The organism is Streptomyces sp. NPDC060028 (genome assembly GCF_042736725.1).
Classification (GTDB): Bacteria; Actinomycetota; Actinomycetes; order Streptomycetales; family Streptomycetaceae; genus Streptomyces.
On record NZ_JBHWVJ010000111.1, the window covers coordinates 1 to 21,404 of the forward strand.

The window sequence follows — 21,404 nt, forward strand, 5'->3', positions numbered from 1 at the left end:
TGCGATGCACCGCACCGGACGACGCGCCCCGGCAAACCTTTCCGGCCACAGCACTAGCGAACGCCCTGCCCGACAGCGGCGGCGGGAGCCGCGACGGGAGCGGCGGCGGCGGCCGCCTCCGGCGCCCGCCCCGAGCGGCTCCTCGGACTCGGTACGCAGGCCCGCGCGGGCACGGCTGCCCGCGCCAAGGGGTCGAACCAGGGCGGGAGCAGCTCCTCCATGACGGCCGCCCGGGCGAGCGCGGGCCCCGCCGTCGCGCGGCGCAGCCACAGCCGGCGCAGCAACTCCCGCTCCCGCCCGGCGAAATCCGGCTCGCGGGCCGGACCGCCACGGCGCGCGCGGTGGCGTAGCAGCGCCAGGGCGGCGGCGTCCGCCTCGTAACGGCGCACCGCCCTCCCGGCCGCCCGGCCGCCGCTGCGCCGGGCCAGGGCGCGGGCCAGCGACCGGGCCGGCATCGACGCCAGCGCCGGCACCTCGGCGTGCCCCAGCCAGCCGGCGGCCGCGTACACCGCGAGCTCCCCGGCGACCGCCCGCAGCCGTCGGCGCCGTATCCACACCGCCAGCCACACCAGCGCCCCGAACACCGGGACCATCACGCAGCCGTAGACCACGTAGAACCCGTGCTCCCCGAACTCCGAGGAGCTGTTCCACAGCGCGTGCAGCCCCATCGCCGCCGCCAGGCCGAGCAGCGGCAGGCAGGCCCGGCGCGCCCTGCGGGAGCTGAGCGCGGCCGCGCCGAAGCCGAGCCCGGTGAGCACCGTGAACAGCGGGTGCGCGAAGGGCGACAGCACGATCCGTACGAAGAAGGTCGCCGCCGTCAGCGAGTCCAACGGGCGGGTGCCCTCGGTGAGGTCCTCGTCGAAGGCGTTGCCGAGGTACAGGATGTTCTCGGTGAAGGCGAAGCCGACGGCGGTGAAGCCGGCCACCACGAAACCATCGGCGGGGCCGGTGAACTGGCGTCGTCGGAACACGAACACCAGCAGCAGCGCGGCCGCCTTGGCGCTCTCCTCGACCACCGGCGCGATCGCCACCGAGCCGAGCTGGTCGGCGTCCGTGGGATCGGCGGTGGCCGCGGCTATCCACTGGGTGGCGAAGCTGTTGGCCAGTATGGCGATCAACGCGGCGGCGCAGGCGCCCCATCCGAAGCAGAACAGCAACTGCGACCACGGATGCGGCGCGGCCCGGCCCAGCCACCGGAAGGCCGCCATGAGCGGCACGACCGGCAGCAGGGCCAGACCCAGGCCGACGAGGAAACCGGGCGTGCCGGTCTGCTCCCGCACCAGTTCGAGGATCGCCACGCCGGACGCGGCGAGCAGGACGACGAGCACGTACGTCCGGACCGTGCCCGACGGACGTGCGAGCACGCGGAGCGGCGCTCGGAACACACCATGACTCTAGCGAGCCGGTCTGACACGCGGAGTGACGTTGTCAGTTCTCCACGCGACGGAAGAGCAAGTCGTGTACGACGTGCCCCTTGTCCAGCCCCTGGCCCTCGAACCGCGTCAGCGGCCGGAAGCCGGGGCGCGGCGCGTAGCCGCCGTCCGCCTGGGTGTTCTCGAACTCGGGCTGCGCGGTGAGCACTTCGAGCATCTGCTCGGCGTACGGCTCCCAGTCGGTCGCACAGTGCAGGATCGCCCCCGGGGCCATGCGGGTGGCGGCGAGCGCGAGGAACTCGGGCTGGATCAGGCGCCGCTTGTGGTGGCGGGCCTTGGGCCACGGGTCGGGGAAGTACACGCGCAGCCCGGCGAGGGACGCGGGCGGCAGCATCTCGCGGAGCAGGATGATCGCGTCGCCGTTGGCGACGCGGACGTTCCTCATGCCGCCGCGCTCCGCGAGGGCGAGGAGGTTGCCCTGGCCGGGGGTGTGCACGTCGGCGGCGAGGATTCCCGTCTCCGGGTCGGCGGCGGCCATCTGGGCGGTGGCCTCGCCCATGCCGAAGCCGATCTCCAGGACGACCGGCAGGCCGCCGAAGAGCTCGTTCAGGTCGATGACCTCGTGCCCGTCGATGTCGAGGCCCCAGGTCCCCCACAGCCGCTTGAGGGCTTCGCCCTGGCCGGTGGTCACCCGGCTGCGCCGGGGCTGGAAGCTGCGGATCCGCCGCTCGTGGTGCGAGCCGGCCGGGTCGGGCGCGGGCCCGTCGGGGAACCGGGGCTCGGTCCGCCACTTCGGGGGGACGTAGGCGTTCGCCTCCGGCGCGGCTTCCGGGGCGCCGTTCGCCTCCGGCTCGGCTTCCGGGGAGGTGGGCTTGGGGTTTAGGGACTCAGACACAATGCCCAGATTCTACGACCCCGCCCCACCCCCGGCCGCTCGGCAGGATCCGTCCCTGCCCGCGCGCGGGGTCAGGACGCGCGCACGGTCAGGACGCGCGCAGGGTGGCGAGGGCGCGCCGGGCGATCTCGCGCCCGATGGGCAGGGACGCGGTCGCCGCGGGCGAGGGGGCGTTCAGGACGTGCACCGTCCGCGGGGCGTCCCGGATCAGGAAGTCGTCCACCAGCGTCCCGTCCCGCAGCACCGCCTGCGCCCGGACCCCCGCCGCCGCCGGCACCAGGTCCGCCGAGGTCACCGCGGGCAGCAGCCGCCGCACCGCCTGCGTGAAAGCCTGCTTCGACAGCGAGCGGTGGATCTCCCCCGCCCCGTACCGCCAGTGCCGCGCGGCCATCCGCCAGGCACCCGGCCAGGCCAGCTCGGACGTCACGTCCCGTGGCCGCACCGTGCCCCAGCCGTACCCCTCGCGGGCCAGCGCCGGCACCGCATTCGGCCCGACGTGGACGCCGCCCGCGATGCCGCGGGTCAGGTGCACGCCGAGGAAGGGGAACGCCGGGTCGGGCACCGGGTAGACCAGGCCCCGGACCAGTTCGGGCCGGGTGAGGTCGTAGTACTCGCCCCGGAACGGGATGATCCGCATCCCGGGGTCGTCTCCGGCCAGCCGGGCGATCCGGTCGCACTGGAGCCCGGCGCAGTTGACCAGGGCCCGGGCCCGGACCACCAGCCCGGACGTGGTGCGGACCGCCACGGCGGAGGGGCGCCGCGAGATCAGGTCGACCGCACCGCCGTAGACGATCTCCGCGCCCGAGGACGCCGCCAGCTGGGCCGCCACCTGGCCGTAGTCCACGATCCCGGTGGTGGCGACGTGGATCGCGGCGAGGCCGCGCACCTCGGGCTCGTACTCCGAGATCTGGGCCGGGCCGAGCTCGCGCACCGGAATGCCGTTCTCCCGGCCGCGCTGGACCAGGGCGTGCAGCCGCGGCAGCTCGGCGCGCTCGGTGGCGACGATCAGCTTGCCCGTCACCTCGTGCGCGATGCCGTGCTCCGCGCAGAACTTGACCATCTCCGCCGCGCCGCCCACCGCGAAGCGCGCCTTCAGGGAGCCGGGGCGGTAGTAGATCCCGCTGTGGATCACCCCGCTGTTGCGCCCCGTCTGGTGCCGGGCGGGGCCGGCCTCCTTCTCCAGGACGACCACCCGGGTGCCCGGAGCGAGCCGGGACAGGGCATGCGCCGTCGACAGCCCGACGATCCCGCCGCCGACCACCAGCACATCGCAGTCCACCCTGCTCATGCCGCCCACGCTGCCACCTCCCACCCCTGCATACTGCACCCCGCCACCGACAACGCGGTCACGCGGGGCCGGCCCCCTACGCCGGCGTCACCAGAAGCGGCCGCGCCCGCTCGCGCAGCTCCGCGACGCGCGGCTCGTCCCCGTACGGCTCCAGCCGGTGCAGCAGGTCCCGTACGTACTCCGTCGTCCGCGCCGACGTGATCCGCCCCGCGACCTCCACCGCCCGGGTCCCGGCCGCGCAGGCCGCGTCGAGGTTGCCGGACTCCAGCTCGGCCACCGCGCTCACCACCAGCCGCAGCCCGTGCGAGCGTACGTACTCCTCCGTCGGCCGCGAGAGCGCCTGCTCCGTGAAGCGCCGCACCTGCCGGGGGAGTTTGAGGTCCCGGTAGCACTCCGCCGCGTCCGCCGCGAAGCGGTCGTACGAGTAGAAGCCCAGCCAGGTCGGATCCGGATCGCCCTCGCGCGCCCGCTCCAGCCAGCCCTCCGCGGCCCGCAGCGCGGCACCGGCGGCCGCGGGGTCCCCGGCCTTGGCGTGCGCCCGGGCCTCGACGAGGCGGAAGAAGCTCATGGTGCGGGAGGTCGCCAGGCCCCGGTTGCGCTCGACGGCGGCCTGCGCGAGGTCCACGCCCTCGTCCGGGAAGTCCCGGTAGGTCGCCTGCAGGGACATCGAGGCCAGGACGTACCCGCCGAGCGGCACGTCGGCGGCCGCGCGGGCGAGCCGCAGCGCCTGGATGTAGTAGCGCTGGGCCGCTTCCTGCTGGCCGGTGTCGAAGGCCATCCACCCGGCCAGCCTGGTCAGTTCGGCGGTCGCCCCGAACAGCGCGCGGCCCACCTCGTCGGTGTAGGAACCGAGCAGCAGCGGCGCCGCGTCCACCCGCAGGCACTCCGGGACCATCGAGGAACGCCAGTCCCCACCGCCGTACTTGGAGTCCCAGCGGCGCGCGTCCTCGGCGGCCTCGCGCAGCTTGGTCACATCACTGTGACCGACGCGCTGCGAAGTGTCGGAGAGGGTTTTGGGCGGCCCGTGCGGAGTTTCGCCCGAAGGCTGGGCGGGCACAACCGTGGACGGCGGCGCCGGAACCCCTCCCGGCGAGGCCGCACCCGATGCCGATGCCGATGCCGGCACCTGTACCGATCCCGATCCCGATTCCGATCCCGAGCCTGATCCCGATCCCGGCACCTGTACCGACCCTGCTCCTGGCAGCTGTACCGACACCGGAGCCTGCAAGGGCTCGCGCGTCGCCACGGACTCGCGAGGCGCACCGTCGTGGCCGTGACTGTGGCCTTGGCCTTGGCTCCGACCTTGCCCCTGCCCCTGCCGGCCCGGCTCGCGGGCCACCGAACCGTCGGCGGGAGATATCAGCCACCGCGAGGCCGGCGTCGCGTACGCCGACACCGCGAAGGACCCTGCGAGCGACTGCCAGATCCCGCCACCGCCACGGCGGCCGGCGAGGTCGAGCCGGTAGAGGTCGGTGGCCGAGCGCACGGCCGCGCCGATGTCGCGCGGGAAGGCCAGCCCCACCTCGGGCGCGGGGTCCGCGTCCGCCAGGCCGATCTCGTGCAGCGGCACGGGCCGCCCCAGTTTCGCGCCGATCGCGGCGGCGATCAGGTGCGGGGCGGCGCCCTGCGGCACCATCCCCTTCGACACCCAGCGGGCGACCGACGTCTTGTCGTACCGAAGCGTCAGGCCGCGCTGCGCGCCGAGGTCGTTGACCCGGCGGGCCAGCCCGGCGTTGCTGATGCCCGCCAGGGCGAGGACGGCGCCGAGCTTCTCATTGGGCTCGCGGAGCTCCCTGGACATGCGCCACCCCTCGTCACACGCGGAACGCAGACGCCGCCGGGGCATAGGCGCCCGGCATTTCGTAAACCCAGCGTAGTTCCCCGCCTCCCAAGCGTTAAGGCCCTGAAGTCCGTATGGCGGGATTGTTGTCCGTATGCACAGTCCGGGCACTGCCCGGGCCCGGGGCGCACGTGTCAGCGCGTGCTCCGTCCGTGTGGCCGTGCGCCCGGCCGTGCGCTCTGGCCGCTCCCGGGGCCCGGCGATTCGATGTGCGGTGCGTGGGTCGGCCCGCTGCGTGGATCCGGCGGGCCGGGGGATGCCGCTGCCCCAATCCCCGCGGGTGGCGGAACGGTCCGGGGGGTGGATCCCGCCTCCCGGGCCGCGCCCCCGCAGCCGGGCCCCGGCGGCCCTCAGTACGGCCGAAGAATGGCCGAAACCGACCTATGGGGCGGTGGGAACGGAACGCCAAATACCGCATGGGCGGGGCGTGTTCGTTTGCATGTGCGCCCCCCTTAACCACTCCCGCACGCCTGTCTCGTGGCAGCATGGACCCCGAGCCACCCGGGGTCCCGGCCGGCCGCGCCCACAGCGCTGACCGTGTCGTCCGTACCGTCCGTTGCCCCGGTCATTTGCCCACAGGCTGGGGAGGCGGCGGTGCGCTGGTTGGTGGGGTGGAGCAGTATCGCCGCGAGCTTCGGCACGGCCGGACGGGTCGGGGGCCAAGGCGTCGGCCGAAGCGCCCGCCAAGGCTCCGGCCAGGGGGGATACAGCTCCGGCAACGGCTCCGCCTACGGCTCCGGATACGGGGATCCCGGCGGCCCGCTGCGCGGCGGCCTCGCCGACGCCGCCCACCCGGACGACCCCGCCGCCCAGGACGCCGAACGCACCGTCGTCCCCGTCGGCGCCCAACTGCTGTGGGGAGACCCCGACCCCCTGTGGGCCGTCGGCGACTGGCGCCCGGACGAGATCCGCACCCTCACCGCCGACCCCGCCGACCCCTTCACCCGGCTCGCCGTCCTCGGCTGCTGCGGCGCCACCGACGCCGAACTGCGCCGCGCCCTCTACGCCGCCCGCGGCGGAGCGCTGCGCCACCTCACCCAGTGGTCCGGCAGCTACACCGCCGTGATCCAGGCCGGGCGCCGGATCACCGTCCTCGGCGACCTCGCCGGCGCGCGACCCGTCTTCTACACCCCGTGGGCCAGCGGCACCGCCTACGCCACCGCCGCCCTCCCGCTCGCCGACCTCATCGAGGCACAGCTCGACATCGGCCACCTCGCCGCCCTGCTGGCCTGCCCCGACAGCCCCGAGGCACTGGGCGACGGCACACCGTACGTCGGCGTGCGCCGCATCCCGCCCGGCCACGCGCTGATCCTGCGCGAGGGCTCGCGGGAGATCACCGGGTACGAGGCGGTCGCCTCCCTCGCCGTGGCCGCGCCCGTGACCGACCCCGGGCGCGCGGTGGAGGGCGTACGCGAAGCTTTGGTCGACGCGGTGCGCGCCCGGCTCACGGCGCCCCGGCATGCTCCCGACACCCTGCCCTACGATCCCGGCCCCGTGCCCGGAATGGGCCCCGCCGACCGGCGTGCGGCCCGGGGTGCGCCCGCGCCGGTCCCCGGAGTCGGCGCCGACCTCTCCGGAGGCAGCGCCTCCGCCACCCTCGCACTGCTGGCCGCCGGCCTGCCGGGGGCGCCGGGCACCCTGCCCGGGTCCGGATCCGGGTCCGGCTCCGGATCCAGGCTCCTCGCGGTCACCTTCAACGACCTCGCGACTCCGCAGGGCCGCGAGGACGAGCTCGAACGGGCCCGCGTCATCGCCGCCGACCCGCGCCTCCACCACGTCGTCGTGGCCGCCGCCGAGGAAGCCCTCCCGTACGCCGAGCTCGACGGGCCGCTGACCGACGAACCCGGCCCCTCGCTCGTCTTCGCCGCCCGCGACCGCCGCCGCCTGGCCGCGGGCTCCGCCGACCACTTCACCGGGCACGGCGCCCGCCAGGTCCTCGACGCGCACCCGGCCCGCATGGCCGACCTCCTCATGGACCGCCGCCGGCGCCACCTGCTGCGCCCGGTCGCGGCGTTGGCCCGCTCGGCCTCCGCGTCCGGTGAGTCCCTGCTGGTCCCGCTGACCGTGTACTCCGCCGCCCGCCGACTTGCCCGTACGCCGTACCGCGCGGGCATGGAAGCCGCCGCGGCCCGGCTCCGCGCGGGCGGGGTCGACGGGGGACCCTCCGGTCCGGTGGACGCCTCCCTCGCCGCCCTCACCTGGTCCCGGCCGGGCCCGGCGGCGGGCTGGCTGACCGGCGAGGCCCTGGCAGAGGTGTCGATCCGGCTCACCGCCGCCGCCGGGCGCCCCCCGCTCTCGCTGCGCCCCGGCGAGGCGCGGGCCCGCGCCCTGCTCGCCCGACACGCGGCGGACCACCGGGTGTTCGAGCAGGCGGTGGAGGTGCGCAGCCAGCGCCTGCACGCCCCCTTCCTGGACAACCAGGTCGTACGGGCCGCCCGCGCCCTGCCCGAATCCCTGCGCGTCCAGCCCGGAGCGCGGGCGGCGATCCTGCGCAGCGTGCTGGCCTCGGCCGGGGTCCGCGAACTGCCCTCCGGCTGGGGCGCCACGGCCCACGCCCCGCACGAGACGGCGACCCGGCTGGGTCTGCGCGCCGCCCTGCAGGAACTGCTCGCGCTCTTCGCGGCCCCGCTGCTGGCCGACGCCGGGCTGATCGAGGCCCGGGTCGTCCAACAGGCCCTGCTCGACGCGGCGGAGGGCCGCCCGGCCCCGCTGGACGGCCTCGCCGAACTCGTCTCCATGGAACTGTGGCTCCGCCGCCTCCTCTCCCGCCGCGGCACCTGCTGGACCGGCACCTCCACCCCCCGCCGCCGCGCCCTCCCCCCGGACGCCCCTCTTGCCCCCCTGGGCACGGCCCCCCGCCAGCCCCTCTCCCCCCGCCAGTAGCGCGAACCCGCCGGGTCCCGCCGCAGGCGCGGCCCCGGAGCACGTGCGCGCTGGCGTGCGCCGGGGGTGCGGGGGCCGGGCCTGGAAGGGGTACGGCCGGGCGGGCGTGGGGCCGGGCCCGGAGCGGGCACGCGCCGGCGTGCGCCGGGGCCCGGCTTGGGGCGCACGGAGCCCGACGGGAGCGCGGGCAGCCGCTACGCGGAGCGACCCCTACCCGCCCTTCCAGCGACCCCTGGGCCTCCGCCCCAGCCCCCCTCCTCAGGGCTCCCGCGTCGCTTCCCGCGCCCCCGCGCTTTCGCCCCCGGCCCGGTCCCCGAAAGCTGCCCGGCCAGGGGCACCGTCCGACGCCGGGCTCCGGGGCTCCGTCATGGGCCCGCGCAGGCTCACAGCGCTCCGCGCTGCCCGGTGCGGCCGGAGGGGTGGGCCGGCGGCGCGGAGACTCAGCCCCGCCGCCGGCGTTTGAGGCGCGGGGTCCGGGGCCGGCTCGGTAGCGGCGCCGCGTCGTTGCACGGAACCCGCCGCGCGAACCCGCCGCGCGAACGCGGCCCCGGCGCATCCAGCCCGTCGGCAGGTCGAGGCGCGGGCCCCGGGCGCCTGGGCCGCGCCCGCCACAGCCCCGGTTCGGCGGAGCCAGGGGGCCGGCCGACCCCGCCGCGCAGGCCCGGTCCGGCCCGGCGGGGTCCTAGGGCGGCGGGAAACTCCCGCCCGCCCCCGGCGAAGGCAGGGCAGTATTGGGCAGTGCGGTATCGAATCCTCGGCGTCACCCAAGCCCGTAGCGAGACCGGCGCGCCCCTCCCCGTCGGCGGCGCCCGCCTGCGCGCGCTGCTCGCCGCCCTCGCCCTGCGCGCCGGCGGCCCCGCGGCCGCATCCGTCGCCGATCTGGTCGACGAGGTCTGGGGCGACGCCCCGCCCCAGGACGCCCCCGCCGCGCTGCAAGCCCTCGTGGCCCGGCTCCGCCGCACCCTCGGCGGCCGGGACACCGTCCACGCCGACCCCACCGGCGGCTACCGCCTGGCCGCCGCCCGGGACGAAGTCGACCTGCACCGTTTCACCCGGCTCGCCCGCCAAGGCGCCGCGCAGCTCGCCACCGGCGAGCCGGCCACCGCCGCCGAGACCCTCCGCGCGGCCCTCGCGCTCTGGCACGGCCCCGCGCTCGCCGACCTGCCCGAGCCCGCCCGTACCGCACACGCGGCCGCCCCCGAGGCGCTGCGCACCGCCGCACTCCGGGACCGCATCGAGGCCGACCTGCGCAGCGGCTCCCCCGCCCCGGCGACGCTCCTGCCGGAGATCGAGGCGCTGATCCACGAGCACCCGTACGACGAACCCCTGCGCGCCCAGCAGCTCCGCGCCCTGCGCGCGGCCGGCCGCCCCGCCGACGCGCTCGCCGCGTACGACCGCACTCGCCGCGCCCTCGCCGAAGGCCTCGGCGCCGACCCCGGCCCCGAACTCACCGCCCTGCACGCGGAACTGCTCCAGGCTCCGGCTCCGGCTCCGGCTCCGGCCCCGCTCCCGCCCCCCGACCCCATGGCGCCGCCGCCCCCGCCGGACCGCCCCGGCAACCTCCGCCCCCGCCTCACCTCCTTCGTCGGCCGCGAGCCCGAACTCGCCGCCCTCCACGCCGACCTGGCCGACCAGCGCCTCGTCACCCTCACCGGCCCCGGCGGTTCCGGCAAGACCCGCCTCGCCGAGCACGCGGCCGCCGACCACACCGAACCGGGCTGGCTCGTCGAACTCGCCCGCCTCGACCACCCCTCCGCCGTCCCCGGCGCGGTCCTCAGCGCCCTCGGCCTGCGCGAAAGCTCCCTCGTAGCCCGCGAACGCGAGAAGGCGGCCGCCGCCGACGACCCGACCGCCCTCCTCGTCGAGCACTGCGCGCACCGCCGCCTGCTCCTCGTCCTGGACAACTGCGAGCACGTCATCGGCGCCGCCGCCACGCTCGCCGAACGCCTCCTCACGCACTGCCCCGGCGTACGGATCCTCGCCACCAGCCGCGAACCCCTCGGTGTCCCCGGCGAGCGCGTCCGCCCCGTCGAGCCGCTGCCGCCCGACCCCGCGCACCGTCTCTTCGCCGAGCGGGGCGCCGCCGCCCGCCCCGGCTTCACCGCCGCCGACGACCCGGCCGCCGTCGCCGAGATCTGCGCCCGCCTCGACGGCCTTCCACTCGCCATCGAGCTGGCCGCCGCCCGGCTGCGCCTGCTCACCCCGCGCCAGATCGCCGACCGCCTCGACAACCGCTTCCGCCTCCTGACCACCGGCGCCCGTACCTCGCGCACCCTGCTGCCCCGCCAGCAGACCCTGCGCGCCGTCGTCGACTGGTCCTGGGACCTGCTGGACAAGCCCGAACGCACCGTCCTGCGCCGCTTGTCCGTCTTCGCCGGCGGCTGCGACCTCGCGGCCGCCGAGGCCGTCTGCGCGCAGGACGGCCTGGAGACCTGGGACGTCGCCGACGTCCTCGGCTCCCTCGTCGACAAGTCCCTCGTCCTGGCCGAGCCCGAGCCCGAGCCCGCACCCGCCCCCGCACCCGCCCCCGCGCCCGGCGCCAAGGCCGGCTCCGAAGGCACCGCCATGCGCTACCGCATGCTGGAGACCATCCACGAGTACGCCGCCGAACGCGCCGCCGCCGACGGGGCGGACGCCCACGCCACCGCCCACCGCCACGCCGCCCACTACCTCGGCTTCGCCGAGGAGGCGGAGCCCCTCCTGCGCTCCGCCGGACAGCTCCCCTGGATCCGGCGCGTCGAGACCGAGCTCGACAACCTCCGCGCGGCCTTCGAGACAACCGTCGCGGGCGACGACACCGAGACCGCCCAGCGCTTCGTCTTCGCCCTCGGCTGGTTCTGGTGGCTGCGCAACTACCGCATCGAGGGCGCCGAATGGACCACCCGGGCCCTCGCTGTCACCCCGCCCGACCCGCCCGAGGGCACACCGGAGTACTGGCCCTTCATGCGCCTCCAGGTGCTCCACGTCTTCCTGCTCGCCGAGGGCCGCTCGGCCGAGGAGCTCCGCACCCCCGAGTACCTGGCCCTCGCCGCCCGCATCACCGAGGCCTTCCGCCACGGCTCCCCGGAGACCACCCGTTTCCCCGGCATGCTCTGGCCCATGGCGACGTACCTCGGCGGCGGCGGCGCCGAGTTCCACACCCACCTGGACCAGGCCGTGGAGAACTGCCGCCGCCACTCCGGAGAGTGGGAGCTCGGCGTCACCCTGATGCTCCGCACCCACGTCGCCATCGACATCACCGGAGGCCTGCCGAGCGTCGAGGGCGACCTCGCCGAGCTGCACGAGATCGCCCGCCGCGTCGGCGACCGCTGGACCCGCGCCCAGGTCGCGAGCGCCGCCGGCGAGTTCGCGATCTCGCGCGGCCAGTACGCCCTGGCGCGCACCGAGTACGAGGAGTGCCTGCGCCTCGCCCGCGAGGTCGGGGCCCACATCGAGGCGCCCTTCGCCATCGCCCGCATCGCGGAGACCGCCTTTTGTGCCGGGGACTTCGACAGCGCCGAGCGGCTGCTGATGGAGGCGTTCGTCGAGGCCGAGCGGCACGGCGGGGTGTACGACGTACGCGCCTACGGCCGGCTGCTCGCCTCGCTGATCGCCCTGTGCCGCGGGCGGCTCGACGTGGCCCGCGGCGAGTGCGACCGGGGCCGGGCCGAGGCCGCGAAGCTCACGGTGCCCCCGCAGCTGACCGCCGGACTCGACAACATAGATGCCGTCCTCACCGCCCGCGAGCGGGGCCCCGCCGCGGGCCTGGCCCTGATCGGCCCCGCCCTGGACACGGCCGTCGACGCACACTGCGCCGAGCGCGTCCTGGCCTCTCTGGCCGAGACCGCCGCCGTCCTGCTGGCCGCCACCGACCGCCCCGTCGAGTCCGTACGGGCCTTCGCGGCCGCCACCGCCTGGCGCGCGGGCCACCCCCGCTCGGTTCCGGAACAAACCGCCCTGCGCGGGCTCCCCGACCGGCTGCGCGCCGCGCTCGGCGGGGACCGCTACGCCCGGGAGGAGGCGGCAGGCGCCGCGCTCGCCCCGGCGGAGGTCGCGGCGCTGATCACCGCCCACTGACACCTACCGCCGACTACCTACTACCTACCGCCTACCGGCAAGCGATCACGGCATCGGCCCAGCTCGCCAGCGTCGGCAGACTGCCCTGCTCCACCTGCTCCACCTGCTCCACCTGCTCCACCACCAGCCGCAGCGTCTTGCGCCCGGCCAGCGACACTTCCACCGCCGCGGCCGGGTCCCCGTATCCGAGCGCGCGGGACTGCCACAGCCGCTGCCCGTCGCCGTACACCGAGAACCGCACGGTGCCGTCGGTGAGCAGTGACAGGCCGTCCACCCCGGCGCGCGCCGAGAAGGTCGTGCACTGCCGGTTGAGGGTGATCTCCACCGAGGAACGGGAGTTCACGGTGATCCCCTGTCCGTACCGCCGGTCGCCGACCTCCAGCCCCCACCGCTGCCACACCCAGCTGCTGCGCCAAGTCTGCAGTTCCGGACCGCTGTGGTCGCCGAAGGCCGAGTGGCCCAGCCGGACGAGCTGGAACCCCTGCGCCGGCTTGGGCGCCGGCTGCGAGCGCGACGGGGACGGCGTCGGGCTCGGCGAGGGCCGCACCCGGCTCGCAGACGGCTTCGGCGCCTGGGGGGCGGGGGAGGTGCGCGACGCGGCGGGCGTGGGCGAAGCCGACGCCTTGCGCGGCGGTGCTACGGGTTCCCGCGCGGGCGGCGCCTGCGGCTCCGCCGCGACCGGGGCGGAAGACCGCGGCACCGGCACCGCCGGCGCCGCGACAGTGGGCGCCGGCTTCGCCTGGACCTGTGGCTCGGGGTCGTCCCCGGCGAGGGCGAACACCACCCCGGCCGCGGCGGCGACCGCGATCCCGGCGGCGATGGCGGCCTTGGCCGGCAGCCCGAGTCCCTCGGACACCGCGGCACCCCCTGCCCCGGCCCCCGACCCGGCACCACCGGCCGCACCACCTGCCGCGCCGCCGCCGGCCGCCCCGGCCCCGGCACCCGCGGCCCCGGCAGCACCCGCACCCGCGGTGGAACCGCCCGCGGCAGCCGCGGCGGCCCCCGCACCACTCGCTGCGGCGACCCCGCCGACCACCACTCCGGCCGCCTTGGCCGCGTACCCGGCGGCGAACCACCCGATGACCGCGACCGGCAGCAGCGCGGGAATGCCCGCGTTGACGTCCTTGAGCTCACCGGCGGCGAGCCGGCACTGTGCGCACTCCTCCAGGTGCTTGCGCAGCCCCCGCTCCGCCCGCACCCGCAGCCCACCGCGGGCATACGCCCCCAGCCGGTCCGCGTACCGTGCGCAGTCCCCGCCCGAACTCAGCGCGGAACTCACATGGGCCTGCAGATAAGCCTGCTTGAGCCCCTCCCGGGCCCGGCTGGCCAGCACCGCGGTCGCGTTGGCAGTCAGACCGAAGAGCGGGGCGATCGAGCTCGGCGAGGCCTCCTCGACGGTGGTGTGCCACAGCACGGCCTGCCACCGCTCGGGCAGGCTCCGGAAGGCCTGCATGGCCAGCGACTGCTCGGCCTCGTGCATCGCCCGTACATCGGCGCCCAGTTCCAGGGTGTCGTCCCCGGACAGCCCGACACCGCTCTCGGCGCCCACCGACGCCTGCTCGGCGAACACCGCGAAGTCCTCGACGAGATGCTCCCGCCGGGCCGTCTTCGCCCAGGCCGCGGCCACCCTGCGTACGGTGGTCAACAGATAGGCCCGTACGGACTGGTCCGGACCGGCCCCGCCCCGTACCGCCTGCAGCGTCCGAGCGAACACCTCGGCGGTCAGGTCGTCGGCCGTGTGCCCGTCGCGGCAGCAGGTGCGCGCGTAGCGCCGTACGGAATCGGCGTGGCGACGGAACAGCTCTGCATAAGCGCCGTCGTCACCACCGCGCATCCGGGCGATCAAGTCCCCGTCGGAGGGCGGCTGGTCACCGCTCGCCCCGGCGGCGTGCCGCCCGCCCGGTTCGCGCTGCGCCGGTACCTGCCGCGCGGGCAGACTGCCCGCCTCGACCTCGCCACCGGCGCCACCGCGTGGCTCTTCCCGCCCGTCAACGCTCATCGCGGAAGCCCCCGCACGACACCCTCAAACCGGTACACCGATCCAGCGTGTCACACGGCGATGGCGCGTCGGACCCGTCTGCACACCATCCACTCGTCCGGGGACAATCAGGCGCCGGGGCGGCAACACCGCACCGGTCCGCACCCGTTCGAGCGAGCAGCAGTTCGACGGGTCCTGTCGACCCCCGCCGTCCCCCGGCCGCAGGGCCGGGCCGGGGGCCTCCACGACAAGAGCGTCAGGAGCGTCACACCGTCCGGGAGCGCAGCCCCTCGAGCAGGATGTCGAGCAGCCGGGCCGAAGCCGCCGCCTGCTGCGCCGGGTCCGGCAGCGCGGGAGCGGCCGTCGCTATCACCAGCAGCACATCGGCCACCGTGACATCGGCGCGCAGCTCACCCGCCTCCCGGGCGCGGTCCACCAGCCGGCCGACGACCTCCAGGAGCGGACCCGCACCCGAGTCGTCCGCGGGCTCGTCCTCGACGGCGGTGCGCGAACCCACGACCCGCAGCTCCGGAGCCCCGCCCGCCGGGCTTGCCTGGCGCTGGTGCGGAACCCGCACGGCCTCCGCCTCCTCGGTGCCGTCCTCGCCCGCGGAGCCGACCCGCAGCACCTGCGGCGGCAACAGCCGCCCGGCGCCGGAGGCGACGGAGGTGCGCAGGAAGCGCGACAGCGCCTGCCAGGGCTCCTCCTCCTGGCCGAGGGCGGTCCGGGCCTGCTCGGTGAGCCGGGAGGTCTCCTCCTCGGCTATCCGCCGGACCAGGACGTCCTTGCTCGGGAACCGCCGGTAGACGGTGCCGACGCCGACGCGCGCGCGGCGCGCCACGTCCTCCATCGGAGCCCCGTAGCCCAGCTCGCCGAAGACCTCGCGGGCCGCGCGCAGGACGTGTTCGAGGTTGCGCTGTGCGTCGACGCGCAGCGGCGTGGAGCGGCCCACGCCGTGCGTGGTGCTGCCCGTCATCAGGCGGCCGTTGCCCTCGGCCGAGGCCGACAGAGCGGTCGCAGAACCATGGAAATCGGAAATGTGCATATGTATCCCCCGGTAATCATTTGTCTCCCCCCGGAGACACTCCCCGCCTTCGTGTCGAGGTGGGCCTCGGTCATGCGGGCCCTGGTCCTACTCCTCGACGAGATACGAACATAGTTGAGCCAGAGTCAATTCAGAAGGGGCAGCCCCGGACGGACCACCGCCCGATCGGAGCATTCACCCCCATTTTTCCGTTCCAAGCCCCCGGAATCACCCCTTCCACACTGTCTGACCTGCGCACCTTTACCTCCACCGGCACGCCCCGACAGCCCCGTCACGGGACCCTCTCCGGTCACACAATTTGTCGGGCCTGTGGACAAACTCCCGGCCACGTTGCGTCATGGGATGGTGAAGGCTGCTAACTCCCGGGGCGCGGCCCCCGGTACCCCGCCCCGCACGCGGATCCTGATCGTCGGCGGCGGCTACGTAGGCATGTACACGGCACTGCGGCTCCAGCGAAAGCTGAGACCCGAAGAAGCCGAGGTCACGGTGGTCTCCCCCGAGCCCTACATGACGTATCAGCCCTTCCTCCCGGAAGCGGCCGCGGGCTCGATCTCCCCGCGCCACGTCGTGGTCCCGCTCCGCCGCGTCCTCGACAAGTGCCGCATCGTCGTCGGCGAGGCCCGGCGCATCGACCACGCCAAGCGGACGGCGACCATCACCACCCTCGCCACCGAGGAGGAGGGCGCCGGCGCCCTCGAGATCGAGTACGACGAACTCGTCCTCGCCCCCGGCTCCGTCTCCCGCACCCTCCCCGTCCCCGGGCTCGCCGACTACGCCATCGGATTCAAGACCGTGGAGGAGGCCATCGGCCTGCGCAACCACGTCATCGAACAGATGGACATCGCCTCCTCCACCCGCGATCCCGCCATCCGCGACGCCGCCCTCACCTTCGTTTTCGTCGGCGGCGGATACGCAGGAGTCGAAGCCCTCGGCGAACTCGAGGACATGGCCCGCTACGCGGCCCGGTATTACCACAACATCAAGCCCGAAGACATGAAATGGGTGTTGGTCGAGGCCAGCGACCGGATCCTCCCCGAGGTCGGCCCCGAAATGGGCGTCTACACCATCCGCGAACTGCGCCGACGCAACATCGACCTGCGCCTGGAAACCCGCCTCGAATCCTGCGAGAACCGCGTCGCCGTCCTCAGCGACGGCGCCCGCTTCCCCACCCGCACCGTCGTCTGGACCGCCGGCGTCAAACCCCACCCGATCCTCGCCGCCTGCGACCTGCCCAAGACCGACCGCGGCCGCCTCGCCTGCACCGCCTTCCTCACCGTCGAGGGGGTCGAGCACGCCTGGGCCGCCGGCGACGCCGCCGCCGTCCCCGACATCACGGCCGGGGAGAAGGGCCGCGAATGCGCCCCCAACGCGCAGCACGCCGTCCGCCAGGCCAAGGTCCTCGCCGACAACCTCGTCCACGCCCTGCGCGACGAGGTCCTCACCGAGTACGCCCACAAGTACGCCGGATCCGTGGCCTCCCTCGGCCTCCACAAGGGCGTCGCCCACGTCTACGGCCGCAAGCTCAAGGGCTACCCGGCCTGGTTCATGCACCGCGCCTACCACCTCAGCCGCGTCCCCACCTTCAACCGCAAGATGCGCGTCCTCGCCGAATGGACCCTCTCCGGTCTCTTCAAGCGCGAGATCGTGTCGCTAGGCTCGCTCGAACATCCCAGGGCAGAATTCGAACTCGCCGCAGGCAAAGGGCCCAAGGAGCCCCCGAAGAACGGCGAAGGCTGACGTTGTCAGTGCCGTCCCACACACTGGACGTGTGACCATAGGTGGGCCCACGCCTGCACAGAGTTACGCCCTTCAGTGACCCCGGCCGGCGACCGACACCAGAGCCACCACACCCGCGACAGCACCCGCGACCGCGACCACGAGCGACACCACGAGCGACACCACGAGGCTTGAACGCAGTGAACTTCACGCGCTGGAGCGCCCGGTTTCCCGGAACGCAGCGCCGCGCCGCCGCCCGGTCCGAACACGCCGCCGCCCAGGCCAAGCGAGGTGAGGGCGCGGTCCCGGCCGCCCGCGCCGCAGCCGGGCATTCCGCGACGGCGCCCGACGCAGGCCCCGCCGAGCCCACCGTCTCCGGGACCGGCTCGGCCACCGGAGCCGGCGCGGCCGTGCTCATCCCCGTGCCCTCCCTCGAGGAGCTCTCCGTACGGGAGGTCCTCGACCGGCTCCCGGCGCTCGTCGCCCTCGTGCACGGCCCCGAGCACCGCGTGGCCTACGTCAACGACGCCTACACCACCGGCTTCGGCGCCCGCGCCGCCGGCGACCCCGCCGCCGTGGCCCTCCCCGAACTGGGCGAGCTGGGCCTCCTCCCGCTGCTCGACCAGGTCCAGCGCAGCGGCAAGCCCCGTACCGCCAAGAACCGCGCCGCGCCCGGCGGCGGCAGCTCGTACACCGTCACCTGCACCCCGGTCGACTTCCCCAAGAGCGACACCGAGACCGGTCCCGACCCCCGCCACACCGGGGTCCTGATCCACCTCGCCGACGTCACCGACCACGCCGAAGCCGCCGACCGGCTCCGCGCCAGCGAGCGCCGCCAGCGGGAAGCCGTCGTCACCCTCCAGCGCTCCCTGCTCCCGCAGGAGCTGGAACAGCCCGACGACCTGCGCATCGCCGCCACCTACCAGCCCGGCGGCACCGAGGCCGCCGTCGGCGGCGACTGGTACGACGTGATCACCCTCGGCGCCGGCCGCACCGCCCTCGTCATCGGCGACGTCATGGGCCGCGGGGTCCGCGCCGCCGCCGTCATGGGCCAGCTCCGCACCGCCGTCCGCGCGTACGCCCGCCTCGACCTGCCCCCGCACGAGGTGCTCCAGCTCCTCGACGGACTCGCCGCCGAGATCGACGCCAGCCAGATCGCCACCTGCGTGTACGCCGTCCACGACCCGAACGAGGGCCTCCTCGCGTACGCCTCCGCCGGACACCTCCCGATCCTGGTCCGCGACGAGGACGGCACCGTACGCCGCGCCGCCGACCCCACCGGCCCCCCGCTCGGCACCGGCGGCTGGCTCCACACCTCCGGCACCATCGCCCTGGGCCCCGGCTCCACCGCCGTCCTCTATACGGACGGCCTGGTCGAGCGCCGCGGCGAGGACATCGACGAAGGCGTCGCCGCCCTGGAGCGCGCCCTGTCCGGCGCCCAGGGCACCCCGGCCGTCATCTGCGACCGCCTGATGCGCGCCCTCGGCGTGGACGCCGACCATGACGACGACGTCGCCGTCATGGTCCTCCAGCAGCCCGCCCGCACCGGAGCCGACGCCGAGCTCTTCCACAACGCCGCCCTGGAACTCCTCGGCGGCATCGAGGCCGCACCGCGCGCCCGCGCCTTCGCCCAGGGGGTCCTCACCTCCTGGCGCTTCCCCGTGGAGCTGTGCGACCTCGGCGTACTGGCCGCCAGCGAACTCGTCGCGAACTCCCTCCAGCACGGCACCCCGCCCATGCGGCTCCGCCTGCGCCGCACCGACCGCCGCCTGATCATCGAAGTCACCGACGGGGACGACCACCTCCCGCGCCGCCGCCGCGCCGAACCGGCCGACGAGACCGGCCGCGGCATCTCGATCATCGCGACCATCGCCTCGTCCTGGGGCTCCCGCCGCACCCCCGGCGGCGGCAAGGCCGTCTGGTGCGAGTTCGCACTCCCGGACAAGTAGCCGACGTACGCGCGGACACACGGGCCGGCAGGCATGCGGAAGGCCCCGATCCACCGGACCGGGGCCTTCTCCCTGCCTGCTTCCACGGGCGCCTAAGCGGCCACGGGCTCCGAGGCCTTCGCCGCCTCGGCCGGACCACCCTGCGCCACGACCCTGCTCAGCGACGGGTTGTCCTGCTCCGGCGTCAGCTGCCTGCCGAGGCGCAGCGCCAGCCAGGCGATCCCGAGCGAGACCACGATGAAGGTCCCGATGTAGAGCATCGGCACCCCCGCGCCCAGCGGCACACCGAGCGGCCCGAGCGCCAGCGCCATCTGCTTGACCAGCGCGAAGGCCGAGTTGTACTGGCCCACGGAACCCTCCGGCGCCAGGTCGGCCACCAGCGGCGCCAGGGTCGGCGACAGCATCGCCTCGCCGATGCCGAAGAGCCCGTACGTGGTGACGAACGCGGCGGCGGCCATCATCGCGCTGCCGTGCCCGAGCCCCGAGAACCCGGCGATGACCCACGCCACGGTCCAGATCACGCCGACCAGCGCGATCACACGGGACCGTCGGCGCTTCTCGACGAGCCGCAGCACGACGAACTGCGCGAGCACGATCGCCCCGGTGTTGGCGGCGAGCGCGAAGCCCAGGGTCGAGGGGGTGATCCCGGCGGCCTCGGTACCGAAGGCGGCGAGACCCGACTCGAACTGTCCGTAGCAGGCGAAGAAGATCACGAAGCCCAGTACCAGCAGCTTGACCATGGCCTGGTGGCGCAACAGCCGCTTCCAGGCGCTGCCGCCCGCCTGCGCGGGGTCCTTCGGGGTGGCGTCCTTGATGACCGGCGCGTGCGGCATCTTCACGGTGAGGATGACGCCCGCCAGCACCAGGAACATCACGGCCTCGATGCTGAACAGCAGGGTGAAGCTGCCGGGACGGTTCTCGTCGACGATCTGGCCGCCGATGAGGCCGCCGATGCCCAGGCCCAGGTTCTGCATGAAGAACTGGAGGGCGAAGGCACGGGTCCGGGTGGACGGAGTCGAGCACCACACGATCATCGTGGCCAGCGCCGGCTGCATGACGGCCTGCCCGGCGCCGAGCGCCAGGGCGGACAGCAGGATCGGCACGATGCTCGTGGAGAGCCCGAGCGAGACCGCCCCGACCGACGCGGCGACGGCCGCGCCGACGACCACGGGGACGGGACCTCGGCGGTCGATGACGCGACCGGTGAGGGGCAGCGCGACGAGAGCGCCCAGGGCGAAGGCCACGAACGCGCTCGTGGCGGCCATGGAGCCCAGATCTCGCACCTGCGCCACGTATATGTAGAGGAACGGAACCGTGAAGCCGATGCCGAACGCGGTCAACGCGTTGCCGGCCTGGATCCGCCGCATCGCAGCGCCCATCACCTTGGTCACTTCTCACCACCTTGATAGCTGAAGCCTGAAGACTTCATACCTAAAGTTCGACCCTTAACTCTACACATCGAAGGAGTTAGATGCCAACGGTCTCGTGCGATACTTCGGACCATGGGTGACACCCCCGACGGCACCACGCCCGTCCACGAGCCGAGCCTCGACGAACAGATCGCCGTCTACCAGCGCGAATTCCAGGACCTCGACCCCCAGGTGGAGAAGGTCGTCTCGGCACTGAGCCGCCTGAACCGCCGGATGAACGTCGCGTACGGACGCCAGACCGCGGCCCTGGGCATCAGCAACGCGGAGTGGGAGGTCCTCAAGGCCCTCGTACTCTCCGGCGCTCCGTACCGGATGGGCCCGAGCGAGCTCGCGAAGCAGTTGGGCCTCACGCCGGCGGCGATGACGCACCGGATCGACCGCATGACGGCGGAGGGTCTGGTCACGCGCGAGCGGGACGAGAACAACCGGGTCCGCGTGATCGTGGAGCTGACGGACGAAGGCCGCAGCAAGTGGCTGGACGCGATGCGCGCGGCCACGGTCTTCGAGGAGGACCTCCTCCAGGACCTCTCCACGGCGGAGCGCGGGGTGCTGGGCGACATGCTCACCCGCCTCCTGGACCGCGTGGAAGACCTCCAGTCCCCGAGCTGACGCCCGGGGTTGACACGGCCCTCGTGGATCCGTAGGGTTCTTCGAGTTGTCCCTGGGCCAGAAGGTTGAGGCGACAACGAATCCCGCCGCCTCGTTGCGGCACCCAACTCAGCACGATCTCCCACTGGGAACGAATTCGGCATGTCCGAATTCATTTCCGAAGGCCGATTATGAATCGCCGGGGAAATCCACTAGAGTTTGGGGAGTCGGAAGGGCCCAACAGCCCGGAAGGCAAACCCCGCTGACCGGGGGTCAGGCCCGAAAGAGTCTGATAGAGTCGGAGACACAAGAACGAAGGAAGCGCCCGGAGGAAAGCCCGAGAGGGTGAGTACAAAGGAAGCG

The 21,404-nt window shown here is 74.6% G+C and carries 12 protein-coding genes; 5 read left to right on the forward strand and 7 right to left on the reverse strand.

Annotated features, from left to right (window positions below; translation table 11 throughout):
- Nucleotides 1-53 precede the first annotated feature (53 nt).
- The 4 genes from ACFWBF_RS33705 to ACFWBF_RS33720 form a co-directional block, all read right to left on the reverse strand.
- A complete protein-coding gene (locus tag ACFWBF_RS33705) occupies nt 54-1,385 on the reverse strand; it encodes a PrsW family intramembrane metalloprotease (protein ID WP_385608460.1) in 1,332 nt (443 codons plus the stop codon).
- A 43-nt stretch (nt 1,386-1,428) separates the two neighbouring features.
- Nucleotides 1,429-2,268: a tRNA (guanosine(46)-N7)-methyltransferase TrmB gene (gene trmB, locus ACFWBF_RS33710; protein WP_385608462.1), complete on the reverse strand. Its 840-nt coding sequence runs from the start codon at nt 2,266-2,268 to the stop codon at nt 1,429-1,431.
- 88 nt (nt 2,269-2,356) lie between these two features.
- Nucleotides 2,357-3,556, reverse strand: a complete 1,200-nt coding sequence (gene lhgO / locus ACFWBF_RS33715; protein ID WP_385608464.1) for an L-2-hydroxyglutarate oxidase — start codon at nt 3,554-3,556, stop codon at nt 2,357-2,359.
- Nucleotides 3,557-3,632: 76 nt separating this feature from the next.
- Nucleotides 3,633-5,357 (reverse strand): sporulation protein, encoded by a 1,725-nt coding sequence (locus tag ACFWBF_RS33720; RefSeq protein WP_385608466.1) that lies wholly within the window; start codon nt 5,355-5,357, stop codon nt 3,633-3,635.
- 633 nt (nt 5,358-5,990) lie between these two features.
- Between ACFWBF_RS33720 and ACFWBF_RS33725 the strand changes: the two genes are divergently transcribed.
- On the forward strand, nt 5,991-8,279 hold the full coding sequence (locus ACFWBF_RS33725; RefSeq protein ID WP_385608467.1) for an asparagine synthase-related protein: 2,289 nt from the start codon (nt 5,991-5,993) through the stop codon (nt 8,277-8,279).
- Between the two features lie 738 nt (nt 8,280-9,017).
- The gene (locus ACFWBF_RS33730) at nt 9,018-12,335 is read left to right on the forward strand and encodes an ATP-binding protein (RefSeq protein WP_385608469.1); all 3,318 of its coding nucleotides are present in this window, start codon (nt 9,018-9,020) and stop codon (nt 12,333-12,335) included.
- A 31-nt stretch (nt 12,336-12,366) separates the two neighbouring features.
- Here the strand turns inward: ACFWBF_RS33730 and ACFWBF_RS33735 are convergent, their stop codons facing one another.
- The gene (locus ACFWBF_RS33735) at nt 12,367-14,334 is read right to left on the reverse strand and encodes a sigma-70 family RNA polymerase sigma factor (RefSeq protein WP_385608471.1); all 1,968 of its coding nucleotides are present in this window, start codon (nt 14,332-14,334) and stop codon (nt 12,367-12,369) included.
- A gap of 244 nt (nt 14,335-14,578) precedes the next feature.
- Nucleotides 14,579-15,358 (reverse strand): TetR/AcrR family transcriptional regulator, encoded by a 780-nt coding sequence (locus tag ACFWBF_RS33740; protein WP_385608473.1) that lies wholly within the window; start codon nt 15,356-15,358, stop codon nt 14,579-14,581.
- Nucleotides 15,359-15,700: 342 nt separating this feature from the next.
- Between ACFWBF_RS33740 and ACFWBF_RS33745 the strand changes: the two genes are divergently transcribed.
- On the forward strand, nt 15,701-17,095 hold the full coding sequence (locus tag ACFWBF_RS33745) for an NAD(P)/FAD-dependent oxidoreductase (RefSeq protein WP_385608474.1): 1,395 nt from the start codon (nt 15,701-15,703) through the stop codon (nt 17,093-17,095).
- 179 nt (nt 17,096-17,274) lie between these two features.
- Nucleotides 17,275-19,023: a SpoIIE family protein phosphatase gene (locus tag ACFWBF_RS33750; protein ID WP_385608478.1), complete on the forward strand. Its 1,749-nt coding sequence runs from the start codon at nt 17,275-17,277 to the stop codon at nt 19,021-19,023.
- Nucleotides 19,024-19,115: 92 nt separating this feature from the next.
- Here ACFWBF_RS33750 and ACFWBF_RS33755 read toward each other — a convergent pair whose 3' ends face one another.
- On the reverse strand, nt 19,116-20,402 hold the full coding sequence (locus ACFWBF_RS33755) for an MFS transporter (RefSeq protein WP_385608480.1): 1,287 nt from the start codon (nt 20,400-20,402) through the stop codon (nt 19,116-19,118).
- 123 nt (nt 20,403-20,525) lie between these two features.
- On the opposite strand from ACFWBF_RS33755, the gene ACFWBF_RS33760 reads away from it, so the two are divergent.
- Nucleotides 20,526-21,062 (forward strand): MarR family winged helix-turn-helix transcriptional regulator, encoded by a 537-nt coding sequence (locus ACFWBF_RS33760; RefSeq protein WP_385608476.1) that lies wholly within the window; start codon nt 20,526-20,528, stop codon nt 21,060-21,062.
- The last annotated feature ends 342 nt before the right edge of the window (nt 21,063-21,404 follow it).

Coding starts and splice junctions, on each gene's coding strand:
- ACFWBF_RS33740 (WP_385608473.1), bottom strand. CDS start 15,358: ATGCACATTTCCGATTTCCATGGTTCTGCGACCGCTCTGTCGGCCTCG.
- ACFWBF_RS33760 (WP_385608476.1), top strand. CDS start 20,526: ATGGGTGACACCCCCGACGGCACCACGCCCGTCCACGAGCCGAGCCTC.
- lhgO (WP_385608464.1), bottom strand. CDS start 3,556: ATGAGCAGGGTGGACTGCGATGTGCTGGTGGTCGGCGGCGGGATCGTC.
- ACFWBF_RS33745 (WP_385608474.1), top strand. CDS start 15,701: ATGGTGAAGGCTGCTAACTCCCGGGGCGCGGCCCCCGGTACCCCGCCC.
- ACFWBF_RS33755 (WP_385608480.1), bottom strand. CDS start 20,402: ATGGGCGCTGCGATGCGGCGGATCCAGGCCGGCAACGCGTTGACCGCG.
- ACFWBF_RS33720 (WP_385608466.1), bottom strand. CDS start 5,357: ATGTCCAGGGAGCTCCGCGAGCCCAATGAGAAGCTCGGCGCCGTCCTC.
- ACFWBF_RS33735 (WP_385608471.1), bottom strand. CDS start 14,334: ATGAGCGTTGACGGGCGGGAAGAGCCACGCGGTGGCGCCGGTGGCGAG.